Origin of the sequence: Aeromicrobium sp. SORGH_AS_0981 (assembly GCF_031453195.1) — a bacterium.
Lineage (GTDB): Bacteria > Actinomycetota > Actinomycetes > Propionibacteriales > Nocardioidaceae > Aeromicrobium.
Window position 1 is genome coordinate 2,765,289 of the sequence record NZ_JAVIZD010000001.1, and the last position, 23,576, is coordinate 2,788,864.

Annotated in this window: 31 protein-coding genes and 1 riboswitch; of the genes, 9 read left to right on the forward strand and 22 right to left on the reverse strand. The window is 73.4% G+C overall.

What is annotated here, in order from left to right; translation table 11 throughout:
- Positions 1 to 133: 133 nt before the first annotated feature.
- Genes sigK through QE370_RS13865 form a run of 4 tightly spaced genes read left to right on the forward strand, consistent with a single transcriptional unit; the run spans position 134 to position 2,806 of the window.
- The gene (sigK, locus tag QE370_RS13850; RefSeq protein WP_253024952.1) at positions 134 to 730 is read left to right on the forward strand and encodes an ECF RNA polymerase sigma factor SigK; all 597 of its coding nucleotides are present in this window, start codon (positions 134 to 136) and stop codon (positions 728 to 730) included.
- Positions 727 to 1,431 (forward strand): anti-sigma factor domain-containing protein, encoded by a 705-nt coding sequence (locus QE370_RS13855; protein WP_253024953.1) that lies wholly within the window; start codon positions 727 to 729, stop codon positions 1,429 to 1,431. The genes sigK and QE370_RS13855 overlap by 4 nt, the downstream gene beginning before the upstream one ends.
- Before the next feature lie 43 nt (positions 1,432 to 1,474).
- The gene (locus tag QE370_RS13860) at positions 1,475 to 2,242 is read left to right on the forward strand and encodes an alpha/beta fold hydrolase (protein WP_253024955.1); all 768 of its coding nucleotides are present in this window, start codon (positions 1,475 to 1,477) and stop codon (positions 2,240 to 2,242) included.
- A gap of 27 nt (positions 2,243 to 2,269) precedes the next feature.
- Positions 2,270 to 2,806 (forward strand): hypothetical protein, encoded by a 537-nt coding sequence (locus QE370_RS13865; RefSeq protein ID WP_309634697.1) that lies wholly within the window; start codon positions 2,270 to 2,272, stop codon positions 2,804 to 2,806.
- Positions 2,807 to 2,824: 18 nt separating this feature from the next.
- Here the strand turns inward: QE370_RS13865 and QE370_RS13870 are convergent, their stop codons facing one another.
- From QE370_RS13870 to QE370_RS13880, 3 genes are read right to left on the reverse strand one after another with little or no spacing between them, the layout of a single operon-like run.
- On the reverse strand, positions 2,825 to 3,310 hold the full coding sequence (locus QE370_RS13870) for a hypothetical protein (RefSeq protein ID WP_309634698.1): 486 nt from the start codon (positions 3,308 to 3,310) through the stop codon (positions 2,825 to 2,827).
- Positions 3,311 to 3,356: 46 nt separating this feature from the next.
- Complete coding sequence (locus QE370_RS13875) at positions 3,357 to 4,637, reverse strand: WXG100 family type VII secretion target (RefSeq protein ID WP_253024961.1); 1,281 nt, start codon at positions 4,635 to 4,637, stop codon at positions 3,357 to 3,359.
- Complete coding sequence (locus QE370_RS13880) at positions 4,634 to 5,017, reverse strand: hypothetical protein (protein ID WP_067857311.1); 384 nt, start codon at positions 5,015 to 5,017, stop codon at positions 4,634 to 4,636. Before QE370_RS13880 ends, QE370_RS13875 begins: the two co-directional genes overlap by 4 nt.
- A 117-nt stretch (positions 5,018 to 5,134) precedes the next feature.
- Between QE370_RS13880 and QE370_RS13885 the strand changes: the two genes are divergently transcribed.
- Positions 5,135 to 5,470, forward strand: a complete 336-nt coding sequence (locus QE370_RS13885) for a DUF4333 domain-containing protein (protein ID WP_253024964.1) — start codon at positions 5,135 to 5,137, stop codon at positions 5,468 to 5,470.
- Positions 5,471 to 5,491: 21 nt separating this feature from the next.
- Here QE370_RS13885 and gcvP read toward each other — a convergent pair whose 3' ends face one another.
- From gcvP to QE370_RS13935, 10 genes are all read right to left on the reverse strand, one after another.
- A complete protein-coding gene (gene gcvP / locus QE370_RS13890) occupies positions 5,492 to 8,356 on the reverse strand; it encodes an aminomethyl-transferring glycine dehydrogenase (RefSeq protein ID WP_253024966.1) in 2,865 nt (954 codons plus the stop codon).
- A gap of 78 nt (positions 8,357 to 8,434) precedes the next feature.
- Positions 8,435 to 8,523: riboswitch (glycine riboswitch) on the reverse strand.
- A gap of 32 nt (positions 8,524 to 8,555) precedes the next feature.
- Positions 8,556 to 9,146 carry a MerR family transcriptional regulator gene (locus QE370_RS13895; RefSeq protein WP_253024968.1) on the reverse strand — a complete coding sequence of 197 codons (591 nt, stop codon included), beginning with the start codon at positions 9,144 to 9,146 and terminating at the stop codon, positions 8,556 to 8,558.
- A gap of 173 nt (positions 9,147 to 9,319) precedes the next feature.
- The gene (locus QE370_RS13900; protein ID WP_253024970.1) at positions 9,320 to 9,781 is read right to left on the reverse strand and encodes a bifunctional nuclease family protein; all 462 of its coding nucleotides are present in this window, start codon (positions 9,779 to 9,781) and stop codon (positions 9,320 to 9,322) included.
- A gap of 2 nt (positions 9,782 to 9,783) precedes the next feature.
- Positions 9,784 to 10,500 carry a MerR family transcriptional regulator gene (locus QE370_RS13905; RefSeq protein ID WP_253024972.1) on the reverse strand — a complete coding sequence of 239 codons (717 nt, stop codon included), beginning with the start codon at positions 10,498 to 10,500 and terminating at the stop codon, positions 9,784 to 9,786.
- Positions 10,497 to 10,931: an FHA domain-containing protein gene (locus QE370_RS13910; RefSeq protein ID WP_253024973.1), complete on the reverse strand. Its 435-nt coding sequence runs from the start codon at positions 10,929 to 10,931 to the stop codon at positions 10,497 to 10,499. Before QE370_RS13910 ends, QE370_RS13905 begins: the two co-directional genes overlap by 4 nt.
- A 167-nt stretch (positions 10,932 to 11,098) precedes the next feature.
- Positions 11,099 to 11,476 carry a glycine cleavage system protein GcvH gene (gene gcvH, locus QE370_RS13915; protein WP_253024975.1) on the reverse strand — a complete coding sequence of 126 codons (378 nt, stop codon included), beginning with the start codon at positions 11,474 to 11,476 and terminating at the stop codon, positions 11,099 to 11,101.
- 52 nt (positions 11,477 to 11,528) lie between these two features.
- Positions 11,529 to 12,251, reverse strand: a complete 723-nt coding sequence (locus QE370_RS13920; protein ID WP_253024977.1) for a DUF881 domain-containing protein — start codon at positions 12,249 to 12,251, stop codon at positions 11,529 to 11,531.
- Positions 12,244 to 12,576, reverse strand: a complete 333-nt coding sequence (locus QE370_RS13925) for a small basic family protein (RefSeq protein ID WP_067857287.1) — start codon at positions 12,574 to 12,576, stop codon at positions 12,244 to 12,246. Before QE370_RS13925 ends, QE370_RS13920 begins: the two co-directional genes overlap by 8 nt.
- Positions 12,573 to 13,388 (reverse strand): DUF881 domain-containing protein, encoded by an 816-nt coding sequence (locus tag QE370_RS13930; RefSeq protein WP_253024979.1) that lies wholly within the window; start codon positions 13,386 to 13,388, stop codon positions 12,573 to 12,575. The genes QE370_RS13925 and QE370_RS13930 overlap by 4 nt, the downstream gene beginning before the upstream one ends.
- An 8-nt stretch (positions 13,389 to 13,396) precedes the next feature.
- Positions 13,397 to 13,972, reverse strand: coding sequence for a CDP-alcohol phosphatidyltransferase family protein (locus QE370_RS13935; protein WP_067857280.1), 576 nt, complete (start codon positions 13,970 to 13,972; stop codon positions 13,397 to 13,399).
- A 185-nt stretch (positions 13,973 to 14,157) separates the two neighbouring features.
- Between QE370_RS13935 and QE370_RS13940 the strand changes: the two genes are divergently transcribed.
- Positions 14,158 to 14,775 carry a superoxide dismutase gene (locus tag QE370_RS13940; protein WP_067857277.1) on the forward strand — a complete coding sequence of 206 codons (618 nt, stop codon included), beginning with the start codon at positions 14,158 to 14,160 and terminating at the stop codon, positions 14,773 to 14,775.
- Between the two features lie 75 nt (positions 14,776 to 14,850).
- Here QE370_RS13940 and QE370_RS13945 read toward each other — a convergent pair whose 3' ends face one another.
- The 4 genes from QE370_RS13945 to QE370_RS13960 are packed head-to-tail and all read right to left on the reverse strand — an operon-like array spanning position 14,851 to position 18,571.
- Positions 14,851 to 16,809, reverse strand: coding sequence for a cytochrome c oxidase assembly protein (locus QE370_RS13945; RefSeq protein WP_309634699.1), 1,959 nt, complete (start codon positions 16,807 to 16,809; stop codon positions 14,851 to 14,853).
- Positions 16,806 to 17,330 (reverse strand): copper resistance protein CopC, encoded by a 525-nt coding sequence (locus QE370_RS13950; RefSeq protein ID WP_309634700.1) that lies wholly within the window; start codon positions 17,328 to 17,330, stop codon positions 16,806 to 16,808. Before QE370_RS13950 ends, QE370_RS13945 begins: the two co-directional genes overlap by 4 nt.
- Positions 17,323 to 18,027 (reverse strand): YcnI family protein, encoded by a 705-nt coding sequence (locus tag QE370_RS13955; protein WP_309634701.1) that lies wholly within the window; start codon positions 18,025 to 18,027, stop codon positions 17,323 to 17,325. The genes QE370_RS13950 and QE370_RS13955 overlap by 8 nt, the downstream gene beginning before the upstream one ends.
- Positions 18,028 to 18,064: 37 nt before the next feature.
- Complete coding sequence (locus tag QE370_RS13960) at positions 18,065 to 18,571, reverse strand: hypothetical protein (RefSeq protein ID WP_309634702.1); 507 nt, start codon at positions 18,569 to 18,571, stop codon at positions 18,065 to 18,067.
- Positions 18,572 to 18,629: 58 nt separating this feature from the next.
- Here QE370_RS13960 and rocD point away from each other — a divergent pair, with 58 nt between their 5' ends.
- Both rocD and QE370_RS13970 read left to right on the forward strand, forming a co-directional pair.
- Positions 18,630 to 19,841 carry an ornithine--oxo-acid transaminase gene (gene rocD / locus QE370_RS13965; RefSeq protein ID WP_253027385.1) on the forward strand — a complete coding sequence of 404 codons (1,212 nt, stop codon included), beginning with the start codon at positions 18,630 to 18,632 and terminating at the stop codon, positions 19,839 to 19,841.
- A 4-nt stretch (positions 19,842 to 19,845) separates the two neighbouring features.
- The gene (locus tag QE370_RS13970) at positions 19,846 to 20,265 is read left to right on the forward strand and encodes a hypothetical protein (RefSeq protein WP_309634703.1); all 420 of its coding nucleotides are present in this window, start codon (positions 19,846 to 19,848) and stop codon (positions 20,263 to 20,265) included.
- A gap of 3 nt (positions 20,266 to 20,268) precedes the next feature.
- Here the strand turns inward: QE370_RS13970 and QE370_RS13975 are convergent, their stop codons facing one another.
- Positions 20,269 to 21,072 carry a fused MFS/spermidine synthase gene (locus QE370_RS13975; RefSeq protein ID WP_309635266.1) on the reverse strand — a complete coding sequence of 268 codons (804 nt, stop codon included), beginning with the start codon at positions 21,070 to 21,072 and terminating at the stop codon, positions 20,269 to 20,271.
- Positions 21,073 to 21,077: 5 nt separating this feature from the next.
- On the reverse strand, positions 21,078 to 21,341 hold the full coding sequence (locus QE370_RS13980) for an RNA-binding S4 domain-containing protein (protein WP_256475813.1): 264 nt from the start codon (positions 21,339 to 21,341) through the stop codon (positions 21,078 to 21,080).
- 38 nt (positions 21,342 to 21,379) lie between these two features.
- Here QE370_RS13980 and QE370_RS13985 point away from each other — a divergent pair, with 38 nt between their 5' ends.
- On the forward strand, positions 21,380 to 21,748 hold the full coding sequence (locus tag QE370_RS13985) for an RNA-binding S4 domain-containing protein (protein WP_253027357.1): 369 nt from the start codon (positions 21,380 to 21,382) through the stop codon (positions 21,746 to 21,748).
- A 7-nt stretch (positions 21,749 to 21,755) separates the two neighbouring features.
- On the opposite strand, the gene QE370_RS13990 is transcribed toward QE370_RS13985, so the two are convergent.
- From QE370_RS13990 to QE370_RS14000, 3 genes are read right to left on the reverse strand one after another with little or no spacing between them, the layout of a single operon-like run.
- Positions 21,756 to 22,160 (reverse strand): NUDIX domain-containing protein, encoded by a 405-nt coding sequence (locus tag QE370_RS13990; protein WP_253027358.1) that lies wholly within the window; start codon positions 22,158 to 22,160, stop codon positions 21,756 to 21,758.
- Positions 22,161 to 22,167: 7 nt separating this feature from the next.
- The gene (locus QE370_RS13995; RefSeq protein WP_309634704.1) at positions 22,168 to 22,767 is read right to left on the reverse strand and encodes a TIGR00730 family Rossman fold protein; all 600 of its coding nucleotides are present in this window, start codon (positions 22,765 to 22,767) and stop codon (positions 22,168 to 22,170) included.
- Positions 22,764 to 23,555, reverse strand: a complete 792-nt coding sequence (locus tag QE370_RS14000) for an inositol monophosphatase (protein WP_309634705.1) — start codon at positions 23,553 to 23,555, stop codon at positions 22,764 to 22,766. Before QE370_RS14000 ends, QE370_RS13995 begins: the two co-directional genes overlap by 4 nt.
- Between the last annotated feature and the right edge of the window lie 21 nt (positions 23,556 to 23,576).

Sequence of the window (23,576 nt, forward strand, 5' to 3'; positions counted from 1 at the left end):
GGGCCCTGAGGCTGCAGCCGGAGCGTGGGAGGGCCTCCCTAGGATGTGATCGAGAACTCTTCCCCGCTCGACCCATCCACCCCGGAGGCAGCCGCGAATGGCCCGTAGAAGCTTGTTCGGGAAGGAGTCGCGCATGAGCCAGTCAGCAGCCGATCGCCTGGCCGCGGTTCCGGAGACCGCGCAGACGGTCGACCCCGACGACCTGCTCGTCCGTGTCGCCCGGGGCGACGAGGCCGCGTTCGCCGCTCTCTACGACGTCCTCGGTGCGACCGTGTTCGGCATGGCCCGTCGCGTCATCCGCGACCCCGCCCGGGCCGAGGAGGTCGCCCAGGAGGTGTTCCTCCAGGTCTGGCAGACCGCGGCGAGGTTCGACCCGGCGCGCGGCACCGCCAAGAGCTGGGTGCTCACGCTCGCCCACCGTCGCGCGGTCGACGCGGTCCGTCACGACCAGGCCGCCACCAACCGCGAGAACAGCTACGACTGGTCGCCCGGCGTCGACCACGACCAGGTGCTGGAGACCGTGACCGTCCGACTCGAGCACGAGCAGGTACGCCGCTGCCTCGAGGGCCTGACCGAGCTGCAGCGCGAGGCCGTCAACCTCGCCTACTACCAGGGGTACACCTACGCCGAGGTCGCGCAGGTGCTCGGCGCCAACCCCGCCACCGTCAAGACGCGCATGCGCGACGGACTCGTCCGGCTGCGTGACTGCATGGGAGTGGAGGTCTCATGACGCACGATCTGCACACCCTCGCCGCCCCCTACGCGCTCGACGCGCTCGACCCGCACGAGCGGGCCCGGTTCGAGGGCCACCTCGACCAGTGCGCGGAGTGCCGCCAGGAGCTGCGCGGCTTCCACCTCACGGCTCTCCGCCTCGCCGAGGCCGAGGCCGACACGCCTCCGCCTGCGCTCCGCGCGCGTCTGCTGGCCGAGGTCAGCGCGACTGCGCAGGAGCGTCCGGTCGTCACGACGCTCGCGCAGCGCGGCCGCATCCGCCGTGCCGGCCCGCGCCTGCTGGTCGCCGCCTCCGTCCTCGTGGCCGCCGGCGCGGTCGGCGGCTACGTCTCCGAGCACCAGCGCGCCGACAGCCTGCAGGCCGACAGCGCGCGGATCAGCTCGGTGATGGTCGCGGGCGACGCCACCATGCTCGACGGGAAGGTCCGCACGGGCGGCACGATGCGCGTCGTCGCCTCGCCCTCCCACGACGCCGCCGTCGTGATGGGCTCCGACCTCAAGCCGCTCGACGACGGTCACGTCTACCAGGTGTGGGCGATGCACGACGGTGTGCCGCGCTCCCTGGGCGTGCTCGGCAGCGGTGCCGGCATGCTCTACGCGCAGGACATCGCGGGCAGCGACGCCTTCGCGGTCACGGTCGAGCCCGACGGCGGCTCGCCGGCTCCGACGACCGACCCGGTCGCCGCGATGCCGGTCTGACCCCTCCACCACCCGACGACACGGCTGCGGGACCATGGTCGACGTGAACCCGCACGTGCTCGTGTCCCCCGCGATGGCGGTGCCGTCGCGCTTCTACCGTCCGCTCGTCACGGCGTTCGAGGACGTCGGCTGGTCGGCGCAGGCGCTGGGCCGGCGCGGCTTCGAGCCCGGCGCCCCGCCCGCCTCGCGCGCGAGCGACTGGTCGTACGCCGACGAGATCGACGACCTCGCCGACGCCGTCCGGTCCGCGCGCAGCGCCGAGCCGGGGCGTCCGGTGCTCCTGCTCGGCCACAGCCTCGGCGCGCAGCTGGCGGTCGGGCTCCAGCAGCGCGACGACGCCGCGGTGCTTGCCGACGGGCTCGTGATGGTGGGCGCCTCCACCCCGCACCACCGCTTCTACCCCTATGGCGGCCTGCCCATGCTGGCGTTCGCGTCGGCGATCCCGCTGCTGACGCAGGGGCTCGGTCACCTGCCGAAGCCCGCCTTCGGCGCACCCGGTGCGCGGACGCTCATGCGCGAGTGGGCACGCTTCGTCCGTACCGGTCGCCCGCCCTTCGACGTCGGCGGACTGGTCACCACGCCGACGCTCGTGGTGCACCTGCAGGGTGACGCCTACGCCGTCTCCGCCGCCAACAAGCGCTTCGTCGAGCAGTTCCTGGACCCCGCCTCCGTGACCCGCTGGGTCTACACGCGCGACGCCGTCCCCGACGGGGGGACCACGGACCACGTGCGCTGGGTCAAGCACCCGGGCGTGGTCGTGGACCGGGTCGTGTCGTGGTGGCAGACCGCCTCGGTGCCGACGGCGTCCTAGGATCGGGCCCATGAGCCGGAGCCGAGCATGACGCCCGCCATGGACCTCCTCCTGCAGGCCGTCCGGGACGCGGTGGAGGACACGCCGTACGTCGTCGACGTCGTCGACGACGGCTTCGACCTGCGCCTCGACCTCGCCGACCGTCGCTGGCGGACGGTCCTCGGGGCGGCCGGCATCGAGCGGACGGTGATCCACGAGGTGCGCCCCCGGGGCGACGGCGTCGCCGTCACCGACGTCGTGCGCCGCGTCGACTGGGTCGCGGGAGCGCCGGCACTGGCCGGCTCCGCGTCGGTGGAACGGGGACGCACGATCGCGCTCGGCGTCGAGAAGGTCTGGGGGCTCGACGAGCACGGGATGCCCGTCAAGGTCGCCGACCTGCGCTTCGCGCCCCAGGAGGGACGCGAGCTCGTCACCCTCGCGGCACGGCAGGTGGGTCTGCGGGTCGTGCGCGGCGGTGCCGAGCTGGTCGGTCTGGTCTTCGCCGGCATCGCGGTCGGCGGACTCGTCATCGGCGGGCTGGTGGTCCTGGTGCTCTGGCTGACCGGCGTGCTCCCGCCCGGCTGACGCGCCGGCCTCGAGCGCTCAGGCGCCCTCGGGACGCGCCGACGCCACGAACGACTGCAGCTGCGGGCCGAGGGTGCCGAGCTGCTCCGCGAGACAGGTGAGCGTGAAGACGACCACCGCGCGACGGTCGCCGTCCCGCGTGGGAGCCGTCGCCACGACCTGCGCCTGGCGCACCTCGCGCTGGCGACCCTGCAGCGGGGTCCGGCCGGCGAGCACCTGGGAGACCCCGGGCGCGGTCGGCGTCCCCGACGTCACGCGGTCGACGACCTCGGCGTCCGCGACCTGCTCGGCGAACACGGCGAGGGACTCGTCGGCCACCACGGCCACGTCCTCGCCTGCGTCGCGCAGACCGCCCGAGACGGTCAGCAGGGGCGCGAACACGCCGCCCGGCTCGGGCCGGGTCGCCGCGAACGCCGCCCCGGGGAGACCGAGCTCGGCGGGGTCGGCCACGATCCACGCGGGGTCGGGCAGCCTCAGCGTCAGGTCGATGGGCAGCTGGGCCACGGCCGGTCCTCTCCTCGGGCGGTCACGGGGGCGGTCGTGCAGGACGTCATGGGAGCAGGTCCGTCAGGGCGGTGACGCCGCTGTCGAGCGACTCCACCAGCTCGGGCACGTCGACCTCGAGGTCGAGCCCGAGCTTGCCGCCCAGTCCCCAGGCCGCTCCCCCGGAGCCGCTCAGGCGGAAGACGCCGTCATCGTAGCCGAGCACGCCGTCGGCACCGGCGCCCGCGCCGGCCCAGCCCTCGGCCGTGCCGCGGGCGGTGATGCCGAAGAGCCCGCCCTCGAGGTCCCCCGCGATCCGTGCGCCGGCGAACACCTCGCCGCCGACGTGCACACCGGTCGCGCCGACGTCGGCGTGCCCCTCGGCCGACGCCTCGACGGAGCCCTCGGCCGACGCGCCGTAGTGGCCGTGCTCCCAGGCGTGCTCGAACTCGCCGGACGCGCCGAGCAGCGTGAGCGTGCCGTCAGCGTTGAGGCGGAGGCCCTCGGGGGTCAGGCTGCCGCCGGCAGAACCGTCCGCGGTGAGGAAGCGGAACTCGCCGTCGGCGGTGGCACGTCCCCCGGCGATGTAGTCCTCCCAGCCTCCCTGCGCGCGGTAGACCCAGGCGTCGCCGCTGATACTGCCGAAGCTGAGGCCCGCGTCGCTGTGCTCGGCGTCGCGGTAGTCGCCGGTGCGGCGGTCGCCGAACGCCTGGGAGAAGGCGTCCCAGGTGAACGTGGGGCCGGAGACCTCGTGCTCGACGCCGAACCAGCTGGCGTTGCCCTCGGTGCGCGACCCCGGCAGTCCGCCGAGCGCGCGCACGGCGTCGGTGCCCGCCGCGTCGAGGGTGTCGCGCGCGTCGGAGAGGATCTCCTCGGCCTCGTCGCGCAGGTCCTGGCCGGGGTCGACGAACGTGCCCGGGTGCGGCGGGAGGGGGCCACCGCTGCGGATCGCCTCGTTGTAGGCGTCGACGTCGCGGTTGAACGCCTGCGTCGCGGTCTCGGTGGCCTGCTCCCCGCGGTCCCAGGTCTCGATCGCCTCGCGGGCGCGGTCCTGTGCGGTCCGCAGGGCGCCGGCGTAGCCGGTGAACGCGGTCGCCGCGGTCTCGAGCACCTCCACGAGCCGGGTGAAGCGGGTCAGCTCCTCGCCCATCCGGGTCTCCCAGGCGTCGGCCGCGACACCGGTCCACGAGGCGGCACGGACGCGCGACAGCGCGGTGCGGCGGGCGTCGACGTCGCTCGCGGTGTCGGAGAACCGGGTGGCGATGCTCTCGACGGTCTCGACGCTGCCGACGACGAGCGCCGTGGGGTCGTCGGTGCTGCCGAGGGACGCACCGGCGACGAGGGTCACGGCTGTCCTCCCGTGCCCGAGCCCTGCAACGGCACCGCCGGGCCGATCCGCGGCGGCCCGGGGTCGAACCCCTCGGGCAGGCCCAGGGCCGTGATCGGGTCCTGGGCGAAGCACTGCGCGACCTGGTCGTCGGTGCTCTCGTAGCGCGACGCGACGTAGTCGAGGGCGCCCGCGATGCCCACCATGGCCTCGCGCAGCTGCGCGGCGGCGTCGTCGACCTGCCCGGCGATCGTCGTCATCCAGGTGTCGAGCTCGACGTGCCCGAGCGCGGTGTCGGCGTAGCAGACCTGCAGCACGGTGAACCCGGCGAACGGGTCGACCTCGGTGCGCAGCGTCTCGGCCGCCGCGCGCAGCTCGGTCGGAACCACCTCGAAGGACATGAGCCCACCCCCTCTGGACGAACATGTCAGACACTAGTCCAGGTCCTGGGTGCAGGTCACGTCCTCCCGCGTGTGGCGTGGGTATCGTGGGGCCGCACCCGACCCTGGAGGAGCGTCATGCGTCGTCGCGCCACAGCCGTGCTCGTGCTGGTCGGTCTGCTCGTCGCCGCGGCCTGCAGCGTCGAGGTGAGGGCGGGCCGCGTCGGCAGCATGCCGGAGCGGCAGGTCGAGCAGCAGGTGATGGACAGCCTGCGCGAGAAGTACGGCCGTGCGCCCGACCGCATCGACTGTCCCGGCCGGCTCGTGGGCGAGGTCGACCGCACGATGCGCTGCACGCTCGTCGACGGCGACACCCGGTTCGGCCTGACGCTCACGGTCACGTCCGTGAGCGGCAAGCGGGTCAGGTTCGACATCCAGGTCGACGACACGCCGCTGCCCGGCGCCACGGCCTGAGCCGCGCCGCCGGGCCACGGCTCAGGCGAAGGCCTCGACGGGCGGGCAGGAGCAGGTCAGGTTGCGGTCGCCGTAGGCCTGGTCGATGCGGCCCACCGGCGGGAAGTACTTGTCCTGGGTGCTGCCCGTGGGGAACACGCCCGTGGCGACCGGGTAGGCGTGCTGCCAGTCGAGCAGCTCGCGGGCCGCGTGCGGAGCCTGCGCCAGGGGGTTGTCGCCCTCGGGCCACTCCCCCGCCGCGACCTGGTCGATCTCCGCGCGGATGGCGAGCATCGCGTCGCAGAAGCGGTCGAGCTCGGCGAGGTCCTCGGACTCGGTGGGCTCGACCATGAGCGTGCCCGCGACCGGGAAGCTCATGGTGGGCGCGTGGAACCCGTAGTCGACGAGACGCTTCGCGACGTCGTCGACGGTGACACCGGTCTCCTTGGTGATGCCGCGGACGTCGAGGATGCACTCGTGCGCGACCAGACCGGACCGTCCGGTGTAGAGCACCGGGAAGGCGTCCTTCAGCCGGGCGGCGACGTAGTTGGCCGAGAGGACGGCCACCGACGTGGCGTCGGTGAGTCCCTGCGCGCCCATCATCGACACGTAGGCGAACGGGATCGGCAGGATGCCCGCCGAGCCGTACGGTGCCGCGCTGATCGCGCCGATGCCGTCGCGCTTCGCGACGACCGGGTGCAGCGGGTGGCTCGGCAGGAACGGCACCAGGTGCTCGGCCACCGCGACCGGGCCCACGCCGGGACCGCCGCCACCGTGCGGGATGCAGAACGTCTTGTGCAGGTTCAGGTGCGAGACGTCGCCGCCGAAGGTGCCGGGCTCGGCGTGGCCGAGGAGCGCGTTGAGGTTGGCGCCGTCGACGTAGACCTGGCCGCCGGCGGCGTGCACGACGTCGCACAGCTCGGTGATGCCGTCCTCGTAGACGCCGTGCGTCGACGGGTAGGTCACCATGATCGCCGCGAGGTCGTCGGCGTGCTCGGCGCAGACCGCGCGCAGGTCGTCGAGGTCGACCTCCCCGATCTCGGTGGCCTTGACGATCACGACCCGCATGCCGGCCATCACGGCCGAGGCGGCGTTGGTGCCGTGCGCCGAGCTCGGGATCAGGCAGACGTCGCGACGCTCGGCGCCGTTGCTGCGGTGCCACGCGCGGATGGCGAGCAGACCGGCCAGCTCGCCCTGCGAGCCGGCGTTCGGCTGCACGGAGACGGCTGCGTAGCCGGTGACCGCGGCGAGCCAGGACTCGAGCGTCTCGACGAGCTCGATCATGCCCGCGGCGTCCTCGGCCGGCACGAAGGGGTGCAGGTCGGCGAAGCCGGGCCAGCTGATCGGCTCCATCTCGGCGGTCGCGTTCAGCTTCATGGTGCACGAGCCCAGCGGGATCATCCCGCGGTCCAGCGCGTAGTCGCGGTCGCTCAGCGTGCGCAGGTAGCGCAGCAGCTGGGTCTCGCTGCGGTGCTCGGAGAACACCGGGTGGGTGAGGATCGCGTCGTCGCGGACGAGGGCCTCGGGCAGCGCGTCGGCGGCGGGACCCTGGTGGGAGCCGGCCACCCCGAACGCCCGCCACACGGCCTGCAGGTGCGGCACGGTGGTGACCTCCGAGGTCGAGACCGCCACGTGGTCGGCGTCGACCCTGCGCAGGTGGATCCCCTCGGCGCGCGCCCGGCCGACGACCGCGTCGGCCTCGCCGGGCACCCGGGCGACCACGGTGTCGAAGTACGTCTCGTGCAGCACCTCGATGCCTCCGGCCACGAGGCCTGCCGCGAACGACGTCGCGGCGGTGTGGACGTGCTGCGCGATCCGGCGCAGTCCCTCGGCGCCGTGGTACACGGCGTACATCGACGCCGTCACGGCCAGCAGCACCTGCGCCGTGCAGATGTTCGAGGTCGCCTTCTCGCGGCGGATGTGCTGCTCGCGGGTCTGCAGCGCCAGGCGGTACGCCGGACGTCCGTCCTTGTCGACCGAGACGCCGACGAGGCGCCCGGGCAGGTGCCGCTCGAGCCCGTCGCGCACGGCCATGAACCCGGCGTGCGGTCCGCCGTAGAACATGGGGACGCCGAAGCGCTGGGACGAGCCGACGACGACGTCGGCGCCCAGCGAGCCGGGCGAGCGCAGCAGCACCAGGGCGAGCGGGTCGGCGACGACGACGGCCAGGCCACCCGCCGCGTGGACCGCCTCGATGGCACGGGACGGGTCGGTGACGGCTCCGTCGGCCGCGGGGTAGGCGATGATCGCGCCTGCGACGTCCGCGGGCACGTCGTCGGTGCCGAGGTCGACGTCGAGGAGCTCGATGCCCAGCGCCTCGGCCCGGGTGCGCACGACGGCGAGCGTCTGCGGCAGGAGCCGGGTGTCGAGCACGAGGGGGCGCAGGTCCTTGCCACGCGCGGCGCGGCGCACGAGGGTCATCGCCTCGGCGGCCGCGGTGCCCTCGTCGAGCAGGGAGGCGTTCGCGGTGGTCAGGCCGGTCAGGTCGGCGACCATCGTCTGGTAGTTCAGCAGCGCCTCGAGCCGGCCCTGGGAGATCTCGGGCTGGTACGGCGTGTAGGCCGTGTACCAGGCGGGGTCCTCCAGCACGTTGCGGCGGATGACGGCCGGCGTCACGGTGGGGTGGTAGCCGAGGCCGATCATCGAGACGCCCGGGTTGTTGCGGGAGGCCAGCGCCTTCAGCGTGCCGAGCGCGGCCTGCTCGCTGAGCGCCGCAGGGAGCGCCGGCGCCGACGTCGCGCGGATCGACTCCGGGACGGCGGCCTGCATGAGCGAGTCGAGGGACGGGTGGCCGATGCGCTCCAGCATGGCCTGCTGGTCGCTGGCACGCGGGCCGATGTGGCGGTCGACGAAGACGTCGGTGGGCGCCGTCAGCGGGCTGGTCGTCGAGGGGGCGTCAGAGGACATGCAGGGACTCCAGGGATCGAGGTCTGGTTTCCCTCCCCTCCTGTCACGTCCGCACGGTGACGTGCGCTCCAGGGTGGCCTCGTCCGCATGGTCCGTGGTGCCTGAGAGGTTCCGGGGAGGAATTGCCCCTTCGGCGCCGCCTGGGCGATCTCTCCCACGCGTGGTCGACAGCGGTCCTACGGTACCAGCGTGGCGCCCGTCAGCTGGTCAGACGGGCACGACGACGCGCCGACAGCTCGTCGTCGGCGGTCTCGGGGGCGACCGAGCGCTCGCTCGGCAGCTCGTGCAGCGACCCCTCGATCTCCTTCCAGACACCGCCGATGGCGATGCCGAAGACGCCCTGTCCGCCCTGGAGCAGGTCGATGACCTCGTCGGCGGAGCGGCACTCGTAGACGCTGGCGCCGTCGCTCATGAGCGTCACCTGGGTGAGGTCGTCGGTGCCGCGCTCGCGCAGGTGCTCGACGGCGGTGCGGATCTGCTGCAGCGAGACGCCGGCGTCGAGAAGTCGCTTGATGATCTTGAGCAGCAGGATGTCCTTGAAGGAGTACAGGCGCTGCGTGCCCGACCCCGTCGCCGAGCGGACGGTCGGCTCGACCAGCTTCGTCCGGGCCCAGTAGTCGAGCTGGCGGTAGGTGATGCCGGCCGCGCTGCAGGCGGTCGGACCGCGGAAGCCCGTGTCGCGCGGGAGCGGCTCGACGTCGTCGGTGAACAGCAGGCCTTGGTCGCCGGCCTGCGCCGCGGCCTCGGCGGCCTCCAGGGCCGTCGTGTCGTCGTCGCGTCGCTCGATCATCGGGTCTCGCCTTCCAGACAAGGGTGAGGGGGAAGACCACCTCGGCGAAACTACAACGGTGTTCGCGTGCGGCAGTGCTCTCACGGTAGGCCCGGGGCGGACTCCGGTCAATCACTGCGACGGCGTGTCGCAACCCTTGCGTGAGGGTTGAGGGTTCAGGCGCTGACCCCGGGTCAGGCGAAGTCCTCGGGCTCCACGTGGTCGAGGAACGTGCGGAACCGCTCCACCTGCTCGTCCTCCTCGCGCGTCGACGCGATGCCGGCCTCGTCGAGCACGTCCTCCGTGCACAGGATCCGGGCCCCGCAGCGCAGCGCGAGCGCGATGGCGTCGGACGGACGGGCGTCGACCGTCGCGCCCGAGGCGAACACCAGGGTGGCGAAGAACACGCCGTCCTCGACGTCGACGATGTGGATCTCGACGAGCTCGTCGCCGAGCGCCTCCACGACCCGCTGCATGAGGACGTGGGTCAGCGGACGCGGCGTCGCCTCGTCCTGCTGGGCGAAGGCGATGGCCGACGCCTCGACCGCACCGATCCAGATGGGGAGGTAGCGCGCACCCTCGCTCTCACGCAGGAGCACGAGTGGCTGCTTGGTGGGCATCTCCACCCGGACGCCGAGGACGTCGAGCTCGCGCATGGTCAGTCCCGGAGCCGGTGCCGCAGGAGCACCGTGTGCAGACGCATCAGGAGGGCGGCCAGCTCCCCCAGCTGCTCAGCCGCCGCTGCCTTGTCCTCACGACGACGACGCTCCGGGACCGCGCGGCCCAGCAGGTCGGACTCACGCTCCGCCGCCGTGCGCACCGCGCGCAGGTGACGCGGCTCCACGCCGAGCGCGGACAGCCGCACGACCGCGTCGACCACGACGAGGTCGTCGCCGTCGTACGCGTGCTGGCCGGGCCGGCGCTCGAGCAGACCGTGCTCCTCGACCTGGGCGAGCAGCTCCTCGCTCGCGCCCGTGCTCTCCAGCACCTCCTCGCGGCTCAGCCGCATCCGGCTGCGCCCCTCCAGGAAGGCACCCGGCGTCGGGAGTCCGTCGGCGTCGCTCGAGACCTCCGGCACGCGGACGTTGCCGTCGAGGTCGGTCTGCGGCACGAGGCCGCGGTCCATCTCGTCGAGCGCCTGACGGATCGCGCTCAACGGCCAGTAGCGCTTCTGCTGGCGCAGCACGAACCGGAGCCGCTCGACGTCGTCGAAGGAGAACTTGCGGTACCCCGAGGGTGTCCGCTCCGGCTCGAGCAGACCCTCCCGCTCGAGGTAGCGGATCTTGCTGATGGTCAGCGACGGGAACTCCTCGCGGAGCTCCCCCAGGACCTTGCCGATCCCGAGCCGAGCCGTCTCCGGCAGCGGCTGGGTCACGCCTGGCCCCGCTGCGCGCCCGCGAAGTAGATGAGCCGGTACTTGCCGATCTGGACCTCGTCGCCGCCACCGAGCGCGATGTCGCCGTCGATGCGGTCGCGGTTGACGTAGGTGCCGTTCAGGCTGCCCAGGTCGCTGACGACGTAGCCCCGGCCGGACCGGCTGAACACCGCGTGGCGACGCGAGACGCTGATGTCGTCGAGGAAGATGTCGCTGTCGGGGTGGCGCCCGACCGACACCGAGTCGGTGTCGAGCAGGAAGCGCGCCCCCGCGCCAGGACCGCGCTGCACCAGCAGCATCGCGCTGCCCGCCGGCAGGTTCTCCACCGCGTCGACGTCAGCCGACGTCATCTCCTCGGTGTCGGCGTCGATGAGCGGGATGTGCGTGGTCTCGTCCGGGATGTTGCCGTGCTCGGGACCGGGCGAGGTCATCGGATCACTCCTGGCTGTGCTCGAAGGGTGGTGGGCTCGAAGGGTGGTGTGCTCGAAGGGTGGGGCTGGGCCGTGAAGCGGGTCTGCGAGGTCTCACCCCGGGGTCGAGGGTCGACGTGACCAACCTAGCACCCGCGCCAGGTCGGGCCGGGTGGTCCGGCCCGACCTCAGGACGAGACGAGAGCCGTGTACTGCTCGGGGCCGAGCAGCGCGCCGGTGGCGTCGTCCTCGGAGGCCCGCACCTTGAACAGCCAGCCCTCGCCGTAGGGGTCGGAGTTGATGACCTCGGAGGCACCGTCGAGGCTCTCGTTGCGGGCCACGACCTCGCCGCTGACCGGGCTGAAGACGTCGCTGACCGACTTGGTCGACTCCAGCTCCCCCACGACCGAGCCGGCCTGGACCTCGTCGCCGACGTCGGGCAGGTCGACGTAGACGATGTCGCCGAGCTGGTCCTGCGCGAAGTCGGTGATGCCGACGACGAGGACGTCGCCCTCCACGCGCACCCACTCGTGCTCTTCGCTGTAGTACAGGTCCTCAGGGATCACGCGGCGCTCCTGCTCGGTGGGTGGTGGTGCTGGGTCGGTGGTGGTCGGCCGCTCAGGGCGCGCCGACGTCGGGACGAGCGTACTCGGGGGTGCGCACGTCAGCCAGGGCCGTGATGGTGATCGTCGAGCGGCGGGCGACCGCGGCCTGCGCGCCGCGGGCCTGCAGGAGGTCGCGCACGCCGCCGCGGAACGTGATCGACTCCTCCAGCGTGGTGGGGTCGCCGATCACGTCGAACACGTAGGGGCTGCTGACCTGACGTCCGCCGATGCGCAGACCCTGCTCGTCGTCGAGCACGTACGTCTGCGCGACGACCCGTGCGGTGTCGTTGACGACGATCGCCTCCGCTCCCGCCTCCCGGAGCTCCTGCAGGACGTCGAGCACCAGACCGGCGTCGACGAGTCCGTCGGGGTCGGAGACGGTGAGCCGCACGCCGGGCCCCGTCGCGCCGACCGAGCCGGCGAGCACGGCGAGCTCCTCGGCGCGCTGGCGGGCGACGTCCTCGGCCTCGGCGGCGTCGCCGCGGGAGGCGCGCAGCCGGTCGCGGGTCGCGGTGAGCTCGTCGATCTGTCCGGCGAGCCGCTCGTTGGCGACGTCGACGGACTTCAGCAGCTCGACCAGCTCGACGCCGCGCAGCGAGCCGTAGTCGGTCGCGTCGTCCTGGCGGACCTGCACGGTCATGGCGAACGCCAGCCCGCCGACGAGCAGCGCGACGAGCACCTGCGATCCGGCGCGCCGGTGCGGCGCCGCCCGGTGCGGCCGTTCCGTGTCAGGCATGGAAGATCCTGCGGCGGATGGCGGCGGCGTTGGCGAAGATGCGGATGCCGAGGACGACGACCACACCGGTCGACAGCTGCGACCCGACGCCGAGCTGGTCGCCGAGGAAGACCATGAACCCGGCGATGGTCACGTTGGAGATGAACGAGACGACGAACACGCGGTCGTCGAAGCGACGTTCGCCGAGCGCTCGCAACGCCCCGACGACGGCGTCGAGCGCGGCGACGATCGCGATCGGCAGGTACGGCTGCAGCCAGAGCGGGACGTCGGGCTGGAGGAAGAGGCCGAGGCCGACGCCGACGACGAGTCCGATCACCGGGATCACGGTCTGCCCTCCCCTCGTGGACCGTCCGCTGCCGGGAGAGGCTCCGCGCGGCGCAGCGTGGTCCGTTGCTCGGGCGCCGACGGCACCACCTCGTCGTCCGATGGTGCCATGCCCACGGAGATGCCGGCGTCCTCGGCACGCTCCTGGAGGTAGCGACCCGCGAGGTTGGACTGCAGGCGGGACCGCAGCACCGCACCGTCACCGAGGGCCACGATCCGCACCGGCACCTCGATGCGGCGGAAGTTCACCGTGATCGCGCCGTCGAGGGAGGAGATCGCCGAGGTCTCGGCGAGCCGCTGACCACCGACCGACACGGCCTCGGCCCCCGCGTACCAGAGCCCGTTGACCACCGCGACGACGTCCTGGGCGGTGACGCGGCCCGCGCGTGAACCGTCGGGGCTGCCCGCCATCGTGACGACCAGCGCCGTCCCGCGCAGGGACCGGGCTCCGGCCAGGACGGTGTCGGCGGCGACGTCGGTCGAGGTCTCCGCGGTCGAGCCACCCCTCAGCGAGGCGACCTGCTGGCGCAGCGCGCCGACGGCCTCCTGCCGCGCGGCCAGGACGTCGCGACGGTCGGCGACGTCGGCGACGAGCGTGCGTCGCTCCAGCTCCGAGCCCGGTCGATCGGTCTGGGTCTGGACCGCGGTGACCGTGAGCATCGCCGCGAGCACCGCGACCACGACGCCCACGGCCGGGGTCGCGACGGCGCGCTGGCCGTACCGCTCCCCCGCCCTCACGACGTAGTAGTCGTCGTCGAGCGCGTTCTCCGCGACCTGCTCCAGCAGGCTCTCCGCAGGACGGACGACAGCCACGGCCGACCTCAGCGAGCGAGGGGCTCGGTCGTGGCGAGGAGGCGTCGCACCTGGAAGGCGTAGAGGACACCGCCCCACCAGTAGAGACCGACGCCCCAGATCGCGAAGGCCCAGCCGAAGACCTCGGCGAGGTCGGCGACCGTGCCCGACCCGTCACCGAGCAGCAGCAGCGGGAAGGCGTAGAGCAGCCCCGCGGTGGCGGCCTTGCCGAGGAAGTGCACCGGCAGCGAGCTGTACCCACGGGTGCGCAGGAACGGCACGAGGCTGAACAGGAACACGTCGCGCAGCGGGAGCAGGACCGCGAGCCACCACGGGATGATGTCGCGCAACGCCAGGCCGACGACGACGGCGAGGATGTACAGCCGGTCGGCGACGGGGTCGAGGATCGCGCCGATCTTCGACGTCTGGTTCAGCCGGCGGGCCAGCTTGCCGTCGAGGTAGTCGGTGACGCCGGAGACGACGAGCACGAGGAGCGCCAGCACGTCCTCCTCGGGCCCGAGGACGAGCCACAGGAACACCGGCAGCAGCACGATCCGGACCACGCTGAGCAGGTTGGGGATCGTGACGAGCCTGTCCTCACCCACGTCGACCCTCTCGCAGCTCCTTCATCGCGCGCTCAGCCTAGGGCATCGTCGGCGGGGCGGGTGACTGCCGGGGCCGTCCGCATCGCGGGCCGGTCTTGCGTGGGCGTGAGCGACTGACAGACTGAGGGAGCACGATCCGTAACGACATCCGCGGGCACCGCGAGTGCCCCGACCTAGGAGGACGCGTGGCCGACTACACCCTGCCCGACCTGCCCTACGACTACGGTGCGCTGGATCCGCACATCTCCGGCAAGATCATGGAGCTGCACCACAGCAAGCACCACCAGAACTACGTCAACGGCCTGAACACGGCCCTCGAGAAGCTCGAGGCGTCCCGCGCCGACGGTTCGTACGACACGATCAACCTGCTCGAGAAGAACCTCGCGTTCAACCTCGGCGGCCACATCAACCACTCCATCTTCTGGAAGAACCTGTCCCCGGACGGTGGCGACAAGCCGACCGGCGAGCTGGCCGCGGCGATCGAGGACAACTTCGGCTCCTTCGACGCCTACCGCGCGCAGTTCGAGGCGACGGCGCTCGGGATCCAGGGCTCCGGCTGGGCGATCACCGCCTGGGACACGCTGGGTCAGAAGCTGGTCATCGTCCAGCTGTACGACCAGCAGTCCAACATCCCGGCGACGCTGATCCCGATCTCCCAGCTCGACATGTGGGAGCACGCGTTCTACCTCGACTACCTCAACGTCAAGGGCGACTACGTGAAGGCGTTCTGGAACATCGCGAACTGGGCCGACGCCCAGGAGCGGTTCACCGCGGCCACGAGCGGCGGCCAGGTCCTCTTCTGAGACCCGGCAGCCCGCCACGCACGAGGGCCCCGCACCGAGGTCGGTGCGGGGCCCTCGTGCGTCCGGCGTCGGGGCTCAGGCGTCGGGGTCGCGGCGCTTGCCGTGCTCGGCGAGGTCCTTGAGCCGGGCGTTGTAGGCGGCGAGGGCGGCGTCGCCGTCGCGGTCCGCGGCGCGGTCGATCCGGCGCGCCTCACGCTGGTCGGAGCGGAACCACTGGAAGAGCAGCGCGATCATGACGAGCACGAGGGGCACCTCGCCGAGGGCCCAGGAGATGCTGCCCCCGAGGTACTGGTCGGCGAGCAGGTCGGTCCGGTACGGCCGGTCGATCGTGGCCCAGTACGGCTCCGCCAGGACACGCGCCGACGACATGATCGCGATCGAGAAGAACGCGTGGAACGGCAGCGTGACGAGCATGATCCCGAACCGGGCCAGCGGCGGGAGCCGCCGCGGCGACGGGTCGACGCCGATGATGACGTAGTAGAACAGCGACCCGACCAGCAGGAAGTGCAGCTCCATCGCGGTGTGGCCCCAGTGCTCGCGCATCAGGAACCCGAACAGGGGCGTGAAGTACAGCGCGTAGAGGCTGCCGACGAACAGCACCGGCGGCACGACCGGGTGCGTCAGGACGTGCAGGAAGCGGGACGCGAGGAACGACGTCAGCAGGGTCCGCGGCGACACGTCGCCCGGCTGGCGCGGCCCGGGCAGGGTGCGCAGCGCGAGGGTCACGGGTGCGCCGAGCACGAGGAAGATCGGTGCGACCATCGACAGCAGCATGTGCGAGACCATGTGCGCGCTGAACAGCACGTGCGAGTAGACCCCGAGCCCGCCGATCGTGGACCACGCCACCACGAGGAGGCCGACGAACCAGGCGACGGTCCGGCCCACGGGCCAGGCGTCGCCGCGGCGGCGCAGCACGAGGAGCCCGCGGACGTAGAGCGCGGCGCCGAGCACGACGATCGTGAGCCCCAGCCCGTTGGGCGTGAAGCCGAGGGCCATGCGCAGGACGTCGGGCGCGGGCGGTACGGGCCCGCCGAGCAGCTCCTGCGCGGGGGTGGTGAGGATGTCCCCCACCGGGGTGGGCGTGCGCGACAGCGCGACCGCCAGGCCGATCGTCGCGGACATGAGGAGCACCTCCGACGTCGCCACCGGCAGGAAACCGGCGTCGCGGTCGGCGAGCCGGCGGCGCTGGACCCAGCCGAACCAGCCGAGCGCGACGAGCGCGACGACCTTGGCGAGGACGAGCTGTCCGTACCCGGTGCCGACGACGTCGGTGACGCTGCGCAGCCGCACGGCGGCGTTGACGGTGCCCGAGACCCCGACCACCACGAACGCCCAGAGCGCGAGCACCGAGTAGCGGCGCAGGGCGGGGGCGAGCCGCTTGCTGCCGCGCCAGGCCACCCAGGTGAGGGCGACGAGCCCGCCGACCCACAGGCAGACGCCCACGAGGTGCAGCAGCAGGCTCAGCGCGGCGAGGTCGTGCGAGCCCGACGAGGCGGAGTGGCCGGCGAAGGCGACTGGGACGAGGGAGGCGAGCACGACGCCGAGCACGACCGCGAGGCGTCGGACGGCGATGGTCCACCGGAGCACCGCCCACGCCAGCGCACCGACGACGACCTGCAGCAGCACGACCCCGCCCGTGGCGGTGGTCGCGAGCTCGGAGAGCAGCGGGAACGTCAGCGAGCCGATCGGCCGGGCGAACACGTCGGCGACGGTGAGGACGTAGAGCACGATGCTGAGCAGCGACCACGCCGCCGCGACGCGTGCGGCGCCACGGACCGCGTCGACCGACAGGCCCTGCACGTCGTCGGCGGACGTCGGCAGCAGCGCGACGACCGCGAGGAGCAGGCCCACGAGCACCACGAGCAGACCGTCGGAGACGACCGATGCGAGCGGGAGCGACCAGCCCACGAGCGGACCGGGGTCCGGGAGCCCCGCGGGGACCTGCTGGGGTGCTCCCCCGCCCAGGCTGAGCGCAGCCACGCAGGCCGCGGACGCGACCAGGAAGCTGGCGACGGTGGTGCGCAGGACGCTCACGCGTGCTCCTCGGTCCGGCGGCGCAGGAGCGGCCAGACGATCAGGGCGACGGCCACGAGGCCACCGCCGACGGCCCACCACAGGTGCTCTGCGTGGCGGTGGATGAACGACTCCGACGTTTCGTCCTGACGGGGAGCCTGCTCGACGGCGCGACCGGCCGTGGTGCGGAACGTCGACTCCCCCGCGATCGGGTGGCCGTCGGCCGAGACGACGCGGTACGCGATCGTGTAGGTGCCCCGCTGTCCGTCGGCGGTGCCGTCGCGCAGCCGTCCGGTGACCTCGCGGTCCCGGGCCGTCACGGCGAGCGGCACGCGGCTCCCGTCGGGCGCGGTGAGCACGACCTCCGAGCGGGTCACCGGCTCGTTGAACTCGAGCGTGACCGCGGCCGGCACGTCCTCGACGACGGCATCGTCGCCGGGGTCGGTCCCGACGAGGGCGGCGTGCGCCGACGCCGGACCGGCGGTCAGGGCCGGCCCCAGGACGACGGGCAGGAGCAGCAGGAGTACCAGGGCTCTACGCACGGCGTCGATCCTGCCTCAGGACACCCAGGAGCGCCGCCAGCGCGACCACGAGGGCCGCTCCGCCGAGGACGCGGCCCACGACGTCGCTGCCGGAGTCGTCGGTGTCCGCCGAGGCCACGGCAGCGTCGCCCGTCGCGGAGCCGCCGTGCGCGTGGCCGCCCTCGCCGGCGGGCAGCAGGTCGAGCGTCGGGGCGGGCTTGTCGGGCTCGGTGTCCCCCTGCTGGACCTGGTCCCAGTCGACGACCTCGCCGTCGGAGTAGGTCTGCTCGGCCTCGAACCGGATGCTGTCGGCGTCGGGGAAGGGACCGCCCGAGAGCGCGAACTCGTCGAACTCGCCCGGCGGGATGCCGTCACCCTCGGCGGTCCAGGTGACCGTCCGGACGGCGCGGGTGATCTCGGTGCCGTCGACCTCGACGGGCTCCGGCAGACGGCCCTCGCGCGTCGTGACCGTCCAGCCGGGCTTGGTCTGGGCGGTGAGGTGCAGGAAGGGGGCGTCCGCGGGCAGCGTCACGACGAGCTTCGTCGTGTCGGCCGTGTCGGACTCGGTGGGCACGCGGAAGACGATCTTCCCGTAGCCGTCGCGTGCGGCGTCGGGTGAGGAGACGCCGACGTGGGCGACGGCGGGGGCGGCGACGGCGACCGTGGCGAGGGTGAGGGCCGCAGCGGCGGCGAGACGGGTCGGACGGGTGGAGGGCATGACGGGACCTTCGGGTGCGAGGGACTGGTGGACGGGCTCACGCCGTCAGCGGCGGAGCCCGGCCCGAGGGCCGGGAGCCCGCGTCGCTCCCGTCGTGCACCAGCACGCCCAGCACGACGCGTGTCCTGCGACGTGGCGGCACCACGAGGCCGGGCACGCGCACGAGCCCGAGCACGGTGTCGGCGGCGCGCCACCACAGGTCCTCGGCGTGACGCAGCGCGAGCAGGCTCACCAGCGTCGCGAGCGCGTGCGCCCCGAGCATCCTCGTGTCGTGGGACCCCGACGGCGTGGCGAGCAGGTGCGCGGCGACCTGGCCGAGCACCAGCAGTCCCAGCAGCTGCGCCGACGTGAGCCTCCGCGCGCCGACCAGCCGGGTCACCAGCGCCGAGCCGCCGGCCACGAGCACGACGGCCGCGAGGGGCACCTCGCCGCCGGCCAGGACGTGGGCGGACGTCGCGCAGGCCGCCACCGCCACGCCCACGAGGACAGGCCGGACGAGCCGCGGGCCCAGCCCGCGTGCCGCCGTCCCGCTGCGCGTCGTCACCCCACGAGGGTAGTCGGGACGGACCACGGACCTGGCGGCGGCCGTTACGGTGGGAGCCATGTCCGACATGCAGCAGACCGCCGGCATCATCGCGCTCGACGAGCAGTGGGGTGCCCACAACTACCACCCGCTCCCCGTGGTGATCTCCGAGGCGGAGGGGGCGTGGGTCACCGACGTCGACGGTCGGCGCTACCTCGACTTCCTCTCCGGGTACTCCGCGCTCAACTTCGGGCACCGCCACCCCGACCTGGTCCGCGCCGCGCACGAGCAGATCGACCGGCTCACCCTGACCTCGCGCGCCTTCCACAACGACCAGTTCGGCGCCTTCTGCGCGGAGCTGGCCGAGCTCACCGGCACCGAGATGGTGCTGACGATGAACACCGGTGCCGAGGCCGTCGAGTCCGCCATCAAGGTCGCCCGCAAGTGGGCCTACGAGGTCAAGGGCGTCGCGTTCGACGCGGCCGAGATCATCGTGGCCACGCACAACTTCCACGGCCGCACGACCACCATCGTCTCCTTCTCCGACGACCCCGTCGCCCACGACAACTACGGGCCCTTCACGCCGGGCTTCGTCACCGTCCCCTACGGCGACGCGCAGGCCGTGCGCGACGCCATCGGCCCGAACACGGCTGCCGTCCTGATGGAGCCCATCCAGGGCGAGGCCGGCGTGGTCGTGCCGCCCGCCGGCTTCTGGGCCGACGTGCGGGACGCCTGCACCGAGAACGACGTGCTGCTGATCGCCGACGAGATCCAGTCCGGCCTCGCCCGCACCGGCCGCCTGTTCGCCCTCGACCACGAGGGCGTGCGCGCCGACCTGTACACCCTCGGCAAGGCGCTCGGCGGCGGCATCATCCCGGTCTCGGCCGTCGTCGGACGGGCCGACGTCCTCGGGGTCCTCCGGCCGGGGTCCCACGGCTCGACGTTCGGCGGGTACCCGGTCGCGTGCGCGGTCGGGCGCGCGGTCGTCGGCCTGCTGGCCACCGGCGAGTTCCAGGAGCGGTCGGCCGACCTGGGCCGGCACCTGCACGACCGGCTCGAGGCTCTCCTCGGGCAGGGCGTCGCCGCGGTGCGCGGACGGGGCCTGTGGGCCGGCGTCGACCTCGACCCGCTGGGTCGCACGGGGCGCGAGGTGTCGATGGCGCTGCGCGACGAGGGTGTGCTGTGCAAGGAGACCCACGAGCGGACGCTGCGCATCGCCCCGCCGCTCGTCATCACGCGGGACGAGATCGACCAGGCGGTCGACGCGCTCGAGCGTGCGCTGAAGGTCTGAGGCGGTGGGCACGCTGCTCGCCCTGCTCGCCCTCGTCGCGGGGCTGGTGCTGCTGCTCGTCGTGGCGGGTCTCGTCCGGCTCGCGCTGGTGCGACGTGCTCATCGACGTCGGGTGGCCGGCTACGCACCCGAGGTGGTCGAGCAGGCCGGGCTCTTCGCGGTCGCCTCAGACCGGCAGACCCAGGTGCGGGGCATCGGCTCGCTGCTCCTGGGCCGCGAGCACCTCGCGTTCGTCCCTCTGGTCGCCGGTCGCGACGTCGAGGTGCCCCGGGAGGCGATCACGTCGGCGACCCTCTCGCGGACCTTCATGGGCCGGTCGACGGGTGCCGACCTGCTGGTCGTCACGTGGTCGCGGGACGGCCTGGCCGACGCTGCCGCCTTCCAGGTGTCCGACCCGGCCGGCTGGCGCGACCGACTCGCCTGAGGCTCAGCCGAAGAAGGTGGCACCACCGGGCGGGGCGGGTGACGCCTCGGTCCGCGCGTCCGTGAAGGCAGTCCCCCCGGCCAGCCGGTCGCGCACCTGGGCGGCGTCGAGCACGCGGTAGGGGAACATCGACCCCGCGGCGCGTCGGGCCAGTGGGGCGGGGTCGACCGGCGCGCGGGAGGCGACGACGAGCACGTTGCCGTGGCGCCGACCCTTGAGCGTCGCCGGCTCCGCGCTGACGACGACGTGCGGCAGGGCGGTCTCGACGGCTCGCAGCGCGTCCCGGACGAACGGGAACGGTGCCCGGTCGGCGAGGTTCAGGAGGACCAGCCCCTGCGGTCCGGCCACGCGGGCGACGTCGGCGTACCACTCGCACGTCACGAGGTCGGCCGGGACGCGCGCCCCCGCGAACGCGTCGACCACGACGAGGTCGTAGGCGGCGTCCCGCAGGCTCGCGACGCCGGTGCGTCCGTCCTCGGCGCGCACGCGGATGCCGCTCCGCTCGGGCAGCGGCAGCTCCGCCCGGACGAGCGCCGTCAGCTCGGCGTCGGGCTCGAGCACGAGCTGGCGGGAGCGCGGGCGCGTGGCGGCCACGTAGCGCGCCAGCGTCATGCCCGCCCCGCCGACGTGCAGCGTGCGGACCTGGACACCCGGCGCCCAGGCCGTGTCGACGACGTCGGCCATGCGGCGCACGTAGTCGAACTCGAGGTGGGTCGGGTCGTCGAGGTCGACGTGCGACTGCTCGGTGCCGTCGACCCGCACCGTCGCCGCGCGCGGGCGGTCCCGGTCGGGGACCACCTGCACCACCCGGGTCACCAGGGAACGTCGACGTCGTCACCGGTGACGACGCGCAGCACGCGCGCACCGCCGGGCAGGGCCACCGTGACGACGGCACCGTCGCCGAGCTGGCGGCCGCGACGGGTCTCGACCTCGCCGTCGACCTGCACGTCGCCCGAGGTGACGAGCGCACCGGCCTGGGCGCCCGACTCGGCGACGTCCGCGAACTTGAGGAGCTGACCCAGCCGGATCATGTCGCTCGTGATCGTGATGGTCTCCACGTCGTCCGGTCGCGTCATGACGTCCAGCCTAGGCCGGGCGCGCCTAGGGTGGACGGGTGGAACCGAGCAGCGTGCGCGCCGACGTGTGGGTGTGGTCGGTGCGCCTGTTCGCGTCGCGCTCCGCGGCGAGCGCCGCGTGCAAGGGCGGGCAGGTGCACGTGAACGGCCGCCGCGCCAAGCCCTCGCAGCCGGTGCACGTCGGCGACCGTGTCGAGGCGACCACGCCCGGAGGTCCCCGAGTCGTCGAGGTGCGGCGGGTGCTGTCCAAGCGGGTGGGCGCGTCCGTGGCGGTCGAGTGCTACACCGACCACACACCACCGCCCCCGCCGCGGGAGGAACGACTCGCCATGCCCCGTCGTGACCGCGGTGCCGGACGGCCGACCAAGCGCGAGCGTCGCGAGATGGATCGCTTCCGCGGTCGCTGAGCCGTGGTCAGCGGCCGGTGAGCAGCGGCAGCAGGTGCTCGGCCGCGAGCGGTGCCAGGGCGACGTCGGGGGTGTGCGGGTCGACCCAGCGGGCCTCCTCGATCTCCGCCGCCACCCGGTGGGCCGGGTCGTCGAGCCGCAGGGCGAAGCAGTGCGCGACGAGGTCGTGTCCCGCCTCGTTCGCGGCCACCGTGCGGATGGTGCCGAGTGGTTCGAGCCGGGCCGGGTCGACGACCAGACCGAGCTCCTCGGCCAGCTCGCGGACCAAGGCCTCGACGTGGGACTCCCCCGCCTCGGGCTTCCCGCCCGGGTTCATGAAGAGGACGGTCCCGCGCTTGCGCACGAGGAGCGTGCGACCGTCCGCTCGTGTGGCGAGCGCCGCGACGACCTCGATGACCGGACGCGCGGTCACGGTCGGCTCACGGGGTCGGCGACGGCAGCGTGCCGCCCCACTTGTCGGTCCACGTCGGCGCCGACGCGAGCACGTCGAGGAGCGTGTCGAGGTCGGGGTCGATGGTGACGATGTGCTGCTGCTCCTCGCGTACGAACCCGTCCGCGACCATCCGGTCGAGCATGGCCCGCATCGGTGACCAGAAGCCCTCCACGTCGAGGAACCCGGACCGCTTCGCGTGGATGGTGAGCTGCGCCCAGGTCCACTGCTCGGCGACCTCCTCGAGGGTGCCGGCACCGCCCGGGAGGGCGAGGAACGCGTCGGCGAGGTCGGCCATGAGCGCCTTCCGCTCGTGCATGGTGTCGACGACGTGCAGCTCGGTGCAGCCGGTGTGCGCGAGCTCGCGGTCGTGCAGCGACCGCGGGATCACGCCCACCACGGTGCCGCCTGCGGCGAGCGCGGCGTCGGCCACGGTCCCCATGAGCCCGACGCGTCCGCCGCCGTAGACGACGGTGGTGCCCCGCTCGGCGAGCGTCCGTCCGACGTGCTCGGCCGCCGCCGCGTACGCCGGGCTCGTACCGTGGCTGGAGCCGCAGAACACGGCGACCGCGCCGAGGGCGCCGCTCACGCGTCGTCCTCGAGCGCCTCGCGCAGCGCGGCGACGGCCTGCGGACCACCGGCGAGCGACCAGCGCAGCCCGGCGACGTCGACCTGCTCGGCGGCGCCTCCTGCGCCGCGCACGAGCGCCGCGCCGGGCAGCCAGTCCCAGGCCGGGGTGCTGTGCTGGAACCAGGCGCCGAGCCGTCCGGTGACGACGCCCACGAGGTCCATCGAGCCCGACCCGTGCATGCGCAGCGTCGCCGGCAGTGCGGCGGCCCGCAGGAACGGCTCGCGCACGTGCGCGTCGGAGACGTTCCCGGGGTGCAGGTAGGTGGCGGCACCCACGGTGGTCACGTCGACGTCGCGCACGGGCTCCACGGCGACACCGTTCCACGTCGTTGGCAGGTCGGGCCCGCCCACCAGCACGCCGTCGCGGGCGTGGGCCACCGCGCCCAGCACGAGCGCGTCGCCGTCGAGCAGGGCCACGGCGGAGCACCAGTAGTCGGAGCCGCTCGCGAAGTTGTAGGTGCCGTCGACCGGGTCGATCACCCAGCGGCGGCCCGAGGAGCCCGGCTCGTCAGTCCCCTCCTCGCCCAGCAGGCCGTCCTCGGGACGCAGACGTCGCAACGTGTCGACGACGAGCGCCTCCGCGGCATGGTCGGCGGCGGTGACGACGTCGGAGACCGACGTCTTGCTGCGCACGTCGAGGTCGGATCCCTCGCGCATGCGGGCGGCCAGCGCCACGGCCTCGGTGACCAGGCGCACCGCGAGGTCGGCGTCGGACAGGACGGACGGGTCGGCGGCGAGGTCGCTCACGCGTCCATCCTGCCGTGCCGG